This is a genomic window from Caldivirga sp. UBA161 (assembly GCF_002506515.1).
Classification (GTDB): Archaea; Thermoproteota; Thermoprotei; order Thermoproteales; family Thermocladiaceae; genus Caldivirga.
On the sequence record NZ_DAXS01000042.1, the window covers coordinates 2,250 to 11,758 of the forward strand.

Sequence of the window (9,509 nt, forward strand, 5' to 3'; positions counted from 1 at the left end):
GTTCCAGTAGATTATTTGTGGCTTACTTGAGGCATATGCAACATTTAAGGACACTAAAACCATTATTGATACTAACGCCACCATTACATACATCTTATACACCTCCATTTACCCCACCAAGAAATCCTTAACCTAAAACCTACTAATAAGGATTACTCTAAGTAGGATTCGGGAAACAATATTTACAAAAAATAGTACTATATAGCGCCATACAATTAACAGGCCTAATACTTATTAAGCAACCACACCCTACTCAATATGGCTCAATCAGAGAGGATTAGCAGGGATTATTTCGCTAAGTTGGATTTAAGGGTTGGTAAGGTTATTGAGGCTCAGAGGGTTGAGGGTAGTAGGAAGTTGATTAAGCTTATTGTTGACTTGGGCGCTGAGAAGAGGCAGGTACTGGCTGGTTTAGCTGAGTACTATAAGCCTGAAGAGTTGGTGGGTAGGTTCATTGTGATTGTGGCTAATATGGAGCCCAGGATTATGCTTGGCCTTGAGAGTCAAGGCATGCTGCTGGCCACATGCGGTGAGAAGGGTAAGCCCCTTTTATTAACTATACAGGGCGCTGATGATTCAAGGATTGGGGAGAAGGTGTGCTAGTATGCGCATAGCCGTAGTGGGCTGTGGTGGGTTTGGTAATGTTCACCTTAATGCACTTAGGGAGTTAAATAAGAGTGACCTAGAGGTTTACGTTTTCAGTAGGAGTAGGGAGAGGGCTGAGGAGTGCGCTATGAGGTATTCTGCATCAGGCTACTTCACTAATTATGATGATGTAATTAAGTCCAATGTGGATGTTATTGACTTAATAGTTAGCCATAATATGCATGCTCCAATGGCTATTAAGGCCATGGAGGCTGGTAAGCATGTAATACTTGAAAAGCCCATAGCCAGGACTATTGATGAGGCTAATGCGATAATTGAGGCTTCAAGGAGGTTTAAGGTTAAGTTCATGGTTGCTGAGAACTTCTACTTCGACCCAGCTGTTTGGAAGATTATTGAATTAATTAAGGAATTAGGCCAAGTACATACGGTAATAGTTAGGTCAACTCACTACGGTAAGCCTACCGGTTGGAGGAGGGTTAAGGAATTAATGGGTGGTGGTGCATTCATAGATGGTGGAATACACTTCATTGATACTCTACTGAACATTGGTGGGGAATATGATTACGCCTGTGGCTCATCATACAGGACCATTAGTGGTATTGAGGGTGAGGACACTACCATTGGGTTATTTAGGTTTAAGAGTGGGGCCAGGGGATTAATAATGTATAGTTGGGGGATGATGCATTCCCCCAATGTACCGTCCATTGAGGTTTACGGTGATGGGGGTAGTATTATTGAGGATCCCTCAACAAGGAGGATTAACGTAAGCTACGGTAGGGTTTACGGTGATCTACTGTTTAATGGTAAGGCTATTAACCTACCTAAGGTTAATGTAGTTAAGGCTGAGCTTGAGGGCTTCATTAAGTCCATTGAGGAGGATAAGCCTGTCCCAATGCCCCCTGAGGTTGCCCTTAGGGATCTTAAGGCTGTTCTTGAGGTTTACGGGAATCAGTGCCTATGAGGCTTTAAGTTTAATTGAATCACCATACTTAGATGCGCATTCACTGCAGGCAATAACCTTAAAGCTCATGCCTATTAACTCATCATTAATTACGACGACCTTAGCCTCACTCGGCTTAATAGTTCTAAGGCAGAAGAAGCATACTAATTCTTTACTCCTAGTGCTCTTGAATCCCCTTGCTTTACTCATTCTAAACCATTAGGTGCCTTAAATTAGTCTTATAAGGATTACTTAAGAATCTTACTTAAGGGTATATCCTCCTCACTCCAGGTTTCAAGATCCCTAACCCTAACAACACTCCTCTCGATTTCCCTCCGCCCAATTATTATGAATTTCCTAGCCTTAATCCTCGCAGCATACTCCAGGGCTGACCTTAAGCTTGGCTTACCCACATCAACAATAACCCTTAACCCACCTTCCCTTAACTTCTCCGCGATTCTAACAGCCATGCCGTAGCAGCTCCCCTCCATGGGGTATATGTAGTAATCCACTGGGGGGATACTGCCCTGCCCCTCACCTAGGGCTAGCATTACCCTCTCAATACCTATGGCGAATCCAACAGCAGGCACATCCTCCCCTGAGTAAACCTTAAGTAACTCATCATACCTTCCACCACCCCCAACGGCAAGCTTAATCTTATCGGTGTAAAGTTCAAAAACGAAGCCCGTGTAGTAATCTAAGCCCCTTACTATGCTTAAGTCTAAGTAAACCCTATTCGCTACACCATAATCCGTTAAGGCGTTGGCTAGGGATTCAACATAATTAATTAAGTTATCACCCACACCTAGTTCCCTTAATTCCCTCACTGAGTCAACTATAGGTACCCTGGTGCTGGCTATTGCCACTAGGGATTCCGCCCTAGCCTTATCAATACCCTCCTTAATCAGCAGTTTAATTAATTCATCATCAGTGACCTTACCCCTCTTATCAAGCACCCTCAACACCGGCTCCCTAGCAGTGTTAATATTTATCTTACTTAGGAGTTGATCCATAATCCTCCTATCACTAACCTTCACCGTTAATTGAGGTAAGTTAACCAACTCAAGGGACTTCACGGCTAAGGCCAACACCTCAGCATCAGATTGAACTGTGGGTGAGCCCACGTGTTCAACACCGAATTGGTAAAATTCCCTAAACCTACCGAACTGGGGCTCATCATACCTCCAAACCTTTGAAACGTAATACAGCCTAATAGGCCTTGGGAAGTCACGCCTATATGATAGGACCCTAGCCACAGGCACAGTCATATCGAACCTGAGGCCTAATTCCCTACCTGCCTTATCCTTAAGGTAATATATTTCATTAATCACATCCTCACCAGCCTTAGCCTTCAAAACCTCGAAGTGCTCAAGGGCAGGCGTCTCAATGGCGCTGTATCCGAAGGACTCAGCTACCTTAGAGAGCCTTGAGGCTACAGTAATTAATGAATAATACTTATCAGGCGTCCAGTCATTCATTCCCCTTGGTGGTTGAAGCAGCCAATCCTCCACATGGCTCTAGGGTACGCGCATTAAAAAACATAACCTTAATCTGTAATGCGGTTTCCCTTAATGATTATACTGTAGGGTAGTGGATTAAAAGTAGTATGAAGCCGTGATGAGGTACAGGCTTAATAAGTGCGTGGAATCAGTACATTTATGATTATAAGGCATCTTGATTATGGGAATAACGCCACCTCCACCTATGTCTATGCTTACCCTGCTGAATAGATAATACTGATACTAGTGTATTTGATGCAGTATCAGTATCCAGCACTATGAATGCCCCATCCTCCCTCTGGACGAGTACTGGGCCATTAGGTATACTTACTATCACCTTAATTATGTAACCCTCCATTATACCTAAGTCACTTAGCCTCTCTGAGCCTAATTTAACAACCCTAACCATTGAGTTACTGGGTGCTTTGTTTATGGGTGTATACGCATTATTCATATGGCCACCTGAATAAAGGTGGTGGTGTAGAATACAGCGTAGGCTAATGCTAGTGCGATTATGAATTGAAGAATAGAATTAATAATGGTGAGCCTTAGTCCCACAATTCTTTTCTCAACTATTAATGTTGCTATGCATGGGGAGTATAGTGTTATGAATGTGATTAAGGCTAAGGATGATGCAGGGGTTAACGTTGATCCAATAGCATGCAGTAACCCACCCTTCTCGGTACCGTAAAATAAGGCTAATGTGCTCAGGACCACTTCCTTAAATATGTAGCCGTAGACTAATGATGCTGATATTTGCCATGGCACATTAATTGGGTTGAATAATGGTGCTATCGCCTTACCCACAATACCAAGCCAAGTCTCAGTAAGTATGCTTGGGTTAACTAAAGCCTCTGGGCCCACTAAGCCTCTTGGGCCACTTATTGATAGGAGCCACGTTATAATTATGAATACTATTATCAATACCCCAGCCCTAGATATGAAATCGTAAGTGTAGTGCCAAACCTTCTTAACGAAGGCTCTATGTAACGGTATTATTAGTGGTGGTAATTCATAAGCGTAGGGTACATTCCCACTAATGAGCCTTACATGTACTTTTGAGAACCTTGACATTATGCTAATTCCTATGAAAGCTACAATGTAAGGTATTACCACTATTACGCCTATTAAATGCGGCATTACGGCGGCTGTTATTAAGGCTATTATAGTGAACCTAGCGGTACACGGTATGTAAGGTATCATTAAGGCTGTAAGTACTCTATCCCTCGTACTTGGCATTGCCCTAGTTGCCATTATTGCCGGTACATTACAACCTGAGCCGGCAATTAAATACACTAACCCCCTTGAGGGAATGCCAATCCTTTTCAGCCACCTCTCTATTGGGAAAGCAATCCTAGCTATTAACCCGGAATCCTCTAGAAATGCTATTAAGAATGATACCCCAAGGACATACGGTATAAAATCTACTAGTGTAGCTACTCCATTCCACACACCGTCAACTAGGAAGGAACTTAGCAATTCATTACTCACGTAACCACTTATGAAGCTAACTACTGGTATTGAATCAAGGGCCTCTGACATTAAGTCCACTAAAGGTTCAAGAACCATGAATATTACCTCAGCCATTATAAATAGCAGTAATAAGGATAGTAGGGCGCCATACCTTGGGTTAAGGAATAATTCATCATACTTATTGAGCGTTATTCTATCCTTAGTGGCAAATTTACTTATAAGGGATTTCACAGTGTTCCAACGCATGGCAGTAATGTAATCATTAATGTTAGGTACCTCCCTATGCGCCTCCTCAACCACGTTGCTTACTTTAACGCTTAGGTGCATTAATAATGGGTTGCCACCCAGTATCTCTATAGCAATTCCTCTGGAAACGCCCAGTGCATTGGCTATGGTGTTTATATACTTCTCCAGCCTACCATAATTAACAATATTAGTAGTCCCTGGCTTCAATTCACGTATTCCAGCAATTATGGTCTTTAACTCCCTTAACCCTACATTACCCACAGCAACGGTTGGCACTACAGTTACTCCAAGGGCCTTCTTCAAGGCATCAAAATTATAATGCAACCCCCTTCTTCTAGCTAAATCCATCATATTCAATACGAATACTACAGGCTTCCCAAGCTCCAATACTTGAATCAGTAGGTATAGTGATTGTTCAGGATTTAAAGCTGATCCAACCAATATAATGCCATCATAATCGCCTAGGAGAAGTTCCCTTGAGGCTACAGCCTCATCCATCATGCTGGTCCTAAGGCTGTAAGTACCGGGTAGGTCAATCATTAATACCCTTGTTTCACCAATACTATAACTAACCTCATCAATTGAAACCGTTGTACCAGGGTAATTCGCAGTCCTAACGAAAGTGCCACTAATTCTATTAACCAACGTGGACTTACCACTGTTCGGTATACCAGCAATAACTACCTTAATGGCGCTGCGGCTTGAGTTATTGGTTACATTCATTTTAAGCCTTGGCTTAAATATATTCTTAAACACTTTTAGACTAATCGGACAATACTTATAAAATTTTCGGATTACCTAATATACGTGTACACCTATGGTTATTCTAAAAATATTAGGAACTATCTTAAATTAAATTTAATAACTTAGCATTAATCAAGAATTCATGCAATATGATGTTACACGTGTTATTTTACCTTGCGTGATTTAATTTAATTACCTCTGTATTAATGCAATTAAGCCAAGTATTGTTAACACTACACCTAGGGCCATTACTATAACCATACCTAACCCCATTGGTTTCATTAAGCCAACAAGCATTGGAGCCCAACCACCTATCAATAAGCCCCAATTATAGGAGATGCCTAATCCACTGGCCCTGTATTGTACATCAAACCTATTAATTAGTACGTATGGTACCAATCCCATGGCGAAGTTCTCAATGAATGCAAGGATAATTAGATTTATGATGCTTGGATGCAGTATTAGGGCTATTGGTGCATAGGCTAGGGAGGCTATTAATGTGACTATTATGAGCAACTTATAATCAATAATTAAGGCAAGGGGGCCTGCAAGTAACACTGCCAAGACTGCGGCCACTGTTGCTAGTAACATTACGCTCGGTATTAGGTTTGCTGCACCTATTGAGTTTAGGAAGTCAGAGTATATTAAATATGTTGAGTAGTAGATTGTTAGTAATCCGCCAGTAAACAATATGCCAAACCCTAACCAGGCGCCACCATGCTTAAATAATAATGTTAATGGATTAGTCTTAGGCCTCGACCATAGGGGTGATTCAATTAACCTACTCCTAATCACGAATGCTAATACGGCAACAATGGCTCCAGTACCCATGTATATTCTCCAGCCGTATACATTAAATGATGAACCCATGTACATTATGAATAATTCATTAACAATAGTAGCAGCCACAACTCCTATTGGGTAACCACTCTGCACAAAGGCTGAAGACAACTCCATCCTCCACCTACTCCACTCCATTATCATGGCTGTGCCAGGGCCCCACTCACCACCAATGAATACGCCCTGTAGAAACCTAAGTGCGAGTAATGTTAATGGTGCTAATGCACCAATGACCGCGTAGGTTGGTATTAATGCTATTGCAAGCGCAGATACGCTATAGCCAAGGACTGTTACCATTAATCCAATCCTCCTACCGAATTTATCGGCAATATAACCCATTGTTACGGAACCCAAGGGCCTACCCACTAAGGTTGCTACTAATGTGGATAAACTACCCAGTAGTGAATATGGGCCTGGAAAGAATAATGATCCAATTAAGGGCATTATTGGAATAATGAGAAGCGCATCATAACCATCCATAACCCAACCCAAATAAGCACTAACAATAGCCCTATACCTCATTGCATCAATACTCCTCTGCATAATTAGGCTAAGGCCCCAACCTAATTTAATTTTCACCTACATACAACTATAAACCTTAAGTAAATCAATAAACCATGCAACGAAGAGTGCTCATTCAATATTAGGCTTGGTGGGCCCGGAGGGATTTGAACCCCCGACCTACAGGTCTGGAGCCTGCCGCTCTACCGTGCTGAGCTACGGGCCCTATATTTAGGGTCTTGAGGGTCTTTTAATGCTTTTCTCCATGATTTACGCTCTTAGCCTACTTACCACTGCTCTTAATTAAGGTTTAGCAACAGCCCCTCCGAGAGCCTCTAATTTTTAACTACTAAAGCTAAGTAGTTTGGCTTGAATATGGCGTTATGGAAGTGGTTATCCACTAGGATTAATAATGCCTTAATTTTACCACATTGATGATTACTACATAGGTTATATAATTATCACCTTAAAGTTCCTATCATCTATAGATATGCATTTAGAAGGATTTAAAAAATCACTAATGCACCCGAATTATGCCAAATGAAGTGGGAAATCCAAGCCTTCAGGACCTGCTTAGGGTGCTTGATAATAATAGGGTCAATAAGTTTTACTGGTTAATCACTATTTTAGCTGCAGTTGGGGGTTTCCTATTTGGTTATGATACGGCAGCCATTGGTACGGCTGAATTATTCGTGCCGTTTCACTATGAAGGATTCCTACTTGGATATGAGGTTGCAAGCGCTTCACTTGGCGCCGCCATAGGTACTGTATTAGCATATTTTTACACTGATAAATACGGTAGGAAATCACTACTCATTGTTGATGCATTAATTTACGCGTTGGCGGCCATAGGTTCAGCGCTTTCAGTGAATGGAATAATGCTACTTATTATGAGGACTTTACTTGGAGTTGCCATAGGTGCTGATTCAGCCATAGCCACCGCATACATAACTGAGTACGCCCCTAAAGATAAGAGGGGGTCATTGGCCATAATGCAGCAGTGGATGATAACAATAGGTATATTGGGATCCTACCTTATAGGTTCAGCCATATTCTATGCTGTACCAGACTTAGCGTATTCCCTTGGCTGGAGGCTAGTATTAGGTCTAGCGGCTGTACCTGCTCTCATAGGCTTCGCCTTTAGGTTCATAATGCCTGAATCCCCTAGATGGTTATTGTATACGGGTAAATTAGATGAACTGAAAATGGAATTAAGGAAATTTGGATTTGATATTAGTGAGCAAAACTTAGAAAGGCTTAGGGCTATAACTTTAACCGAGATGAAGGAAGCATCATTGGATGATGCAGCTAAGAAGGCTCTTATAGTGGTTGGCCTATGGTTAGTATTCCAGCAGATAACTGGTATAAATGTACCATTTTACTACGGACCCATAGTCCTTTCGAAACTTCACTTATTCGGGACTGCAGTAAATCCAGTATATAGTAATATTTATGCAGTGCTGGAATCAGCAATACTTGCTGCCATAAATGTTGCAGCTACATTCATAGCATTCAGGTATATTGATAGAATTGGTAGGAGGACGTTAGGATTATCGGCATACATCGGTATGTTAATCTCCGACTTAATAGGAGGCATCTCAGTAGTTAGGGGCTTCCTACCTGGCGTACTTATAGCATTTGCTGGATTTATAATATTCTTTGCATATGGTGTTGGAGGCACTGGATGGCTTATACAGGCTGAATACTTCGATACAAGGATTAGGGGGAGGATGGCGGCAATAGGGGCATTAATAGATTGGCTGGCAAATTTCGTGATCATTGAAGTCTTCCCCGTTATGCTATCTTCAATCGGACTTGCTGGTAGCATGTTTATTTTCGCAGTCCTTGATGTAGTAGCGTTAATGTTCATTTACCTATTCGTACCTGAAACCAAGGGGCTATCCTTAGAGGAGATAGTAGAAATGTTTAAGCAAGTTCCATTTACGCAGCTAAGGCATGGTAGAGAACTCATAGCACCTACTTTACTTCAGAGGGAGGAAAAACACTAGAAGCCCACCTGTTCCTTATCATTTTAAAGTACCCAACTAAATCTCATCACTCTGAGGAGCGGGTTTTTCCTTTTAATGTGGTTTAACCGCCTCATAGTTAGTGATGTTAACCCATGTGTTTACCCGTGGCGTAACTTATCCTTGACTTTTAATTACTTCTAATCCCCTAACCACTATCAAATAGGCTGATTCAGTATACCTATTAACCTTAGAATAGTAATACGCGTTTTAATTATCTTACACATATCATTAAATTCAACCCTACTGTTTATTGTAGTGAATTGGAAATGCTCTAAGGCTTCCTAGGTTCAATTAACCTACTCATTATCCGGTATGATGGCAATTATAATCACCTCCCCACCCAGTATCACCCCATTGATAATATTCCTTAGTTAAATGCAACTCATCTAATGAAACCCCATGTCCCCAAAGGGAGGTAGGCTCCCGTAGGCGGCACTGGAGGGGAAGGAGTAATGAGGTCGAGTGATTAGTAGCCACGAAAAGCGACCACTAATCACAATGAAAGCCGAGCTCTTACTGGTTTTCACTTGAGGCAGTTTACTATATGATGGCGAATATTTTAGCGGGCAGTTTATGAAGAGGCTTATGTGGGATCTAGTATTTGCTTCTAGGACTATTATTCCGCAACAC

Annotated in this window: 8 protein-coding genes and 1 tRNA gene; 3 read left to right on the plus strand and 6 right to left on the minus strand. The window is 41.6% G+C overall.

What is annotated here, in order from left to right:
* Positions 1–258: 258 nt before the first annotated feature.
* On the plus strand, positions 259–603 hold the full coding sequence (gene metG, locus BP896_RS05020) for a methionine--tRNA ligase subunit beta (protein ID WP_291766384.1): 345 nt from the start codon (positions 259–261) through the stop codon (positions 601–603).
* Between the two features lies 1 nt (position 604).
* Positions 605–1,567 (plus strand): Gfo/Idh/MocA family protein, encoded by a 963-nt coding sequence (locus BP896_RS05025; protein WP_291766386.1) that lies wholly within the window; start codon positions 605–607, stop codon positions 1,565–1,567.
* On the opposite strand, the gene BP896_RS05030 is transcribed toward BP896_RS05025, so the two are convergent.
* The 6 genes from BP896_RS05030 to BP896_RS05055 all read right to left on the minus strand — a co-directional run bounded on the left by BP896_RS05030 (position 1,562) and on the right by BP896_RS05055 (position 7,075).
* Positions 1,562–1,756: a hypothetical protein gene (locus BP896_RS05030; protein ID WP_291766387.1), complete on the minus strand. Its 195-nt coding sequence runs from the start codon at positions 1,754–1,756 to the stop codon at positions 1,562–1,564. The two genes, BP896_RS05025 and BP896_RS05030, sit on opposite strands and share 6 nt — an antisense overlap.
* A 38-nt stretch (positions 1,757–1,794) precedes the next feature.
* The gene (gene hisS, locus BP896_RS05035) at positions 1,795–3,057 is read right to left on the minus strand and encodes a histidine--tRNA ligase (RefSeq protein ID WP_291766389.1); all 1,263 of its coding nucleotides are present in this window, start codon (positions 3,055–3,057) and stop codon (positions 1,795–1,797) included.
* A 151-nt stretch (positions 3,058–3,208) separates the two neighbouring features.
* Positions 3,209–3,499, minus strand: a complete 291-nt coding sequence (locus BP896_RS05040) for a FeoA domain-containing protein (RefSeq protein WP_291766391.1) — start codon at positions 3,497–3,499, stop codon at positions 3,209–3,211.
* A complete protein-coding gene (gene feoB, locus BP896_RS05045; RefSeq protein ID WP_291766393.1) occupies positions 3,496–5,520 on the minus strand; it encodes a ferrous iron transport protein B in 2,025 nt (674 codons plus the stop codon). Before feoB ends, BP896_RS05040 begins: the two co-directional genes overlap by 4 nt.
* A 180-nt stretch (positions 5,521–5,700) precedes the next feature.
* On the minus strand, positions 5,701–6,891 hold the full coding sequence (locus BP896_RS05050) for an MFS transporter (protein ID WP_291766394.1): 1,191 nt from the start codon (positions 6,889–6,891) through the stop codon (positions 5,701–5,703).
* 107 nt (positions 6,892–6,998) lie between these two features.
* Positions 6,999–7,075: transfer RNA gene (locus BP896_RS05055), tRNA-Trp, on the minus strand.
* A gap of 307 nt (positions 7,076–7,382) precedes the next feature.
* On the opposite strand from BP896_RS05055, the gene BP896_RS05060 reads away from it, so the two are divergent.
* The gene (locus BP896_RS05060) at positions 7,383–8,858 is read left to right on the plus strand and encodes a sugar porter family MFS transporter (RefSeq protein WP_291766396.1); all 1,476 of its coding nucleotides are present in this window, start codon (positions 7,383–7,385) and stop codon (positions 8,856–8,858) included.
* The last annotated feature ends 651 nt before the right edge of the window (positions 8,859–9,509 follow it).

What these genes read in the sequence shown, in the direction of transcription:
- BP896_RS05050 (WP_291766394.1), bottom strand. Translation starts at nt 6,891, where the DNA reads ATGCAGAGGAGTATTGATGCAATGAGGTATAGGGCTATTGTTAGTGCT.
- BP896_RS05060 (WP_291766396.1), top strand. Translation starts at nt 7,383, where the DNA reads ATGCCAAATGAAGTGGGAAATCCAAGCCTTCAGGACCTGCTTAGGGTG.
- metG (WP_291766384.1), top strand. Translation starts at nt 259, where the DNA reads ATGGCTCAATCAGAGAGGATTAGCAGGGATTATTTCGCTAAGTTGGAT.
- BP896_RS05040 (WP_291766391.1), bottom strand. Translation starts at nt 3,499, where the DNA reads ATGAATAATGCGTATACACCCATAAACAAAGCACCCAGTAACTCAATG.
- BP896_RS05030 (WP_291766387.1), bottom strand. Translation starts at nt 1,756, where the DNA reads ATGAGTAAAGCAAGGGGATTCAAGAGCACTAGGAGTAAAGAATTAGTA.
- BP896_RS05025 (WP_291766386.1), top strand. Translation starts at nt 605, where the DNA reads ATGCGCATAGCCGTAGTGGGCTGTGGTGGGTTTGGTAATGTTCACCTT.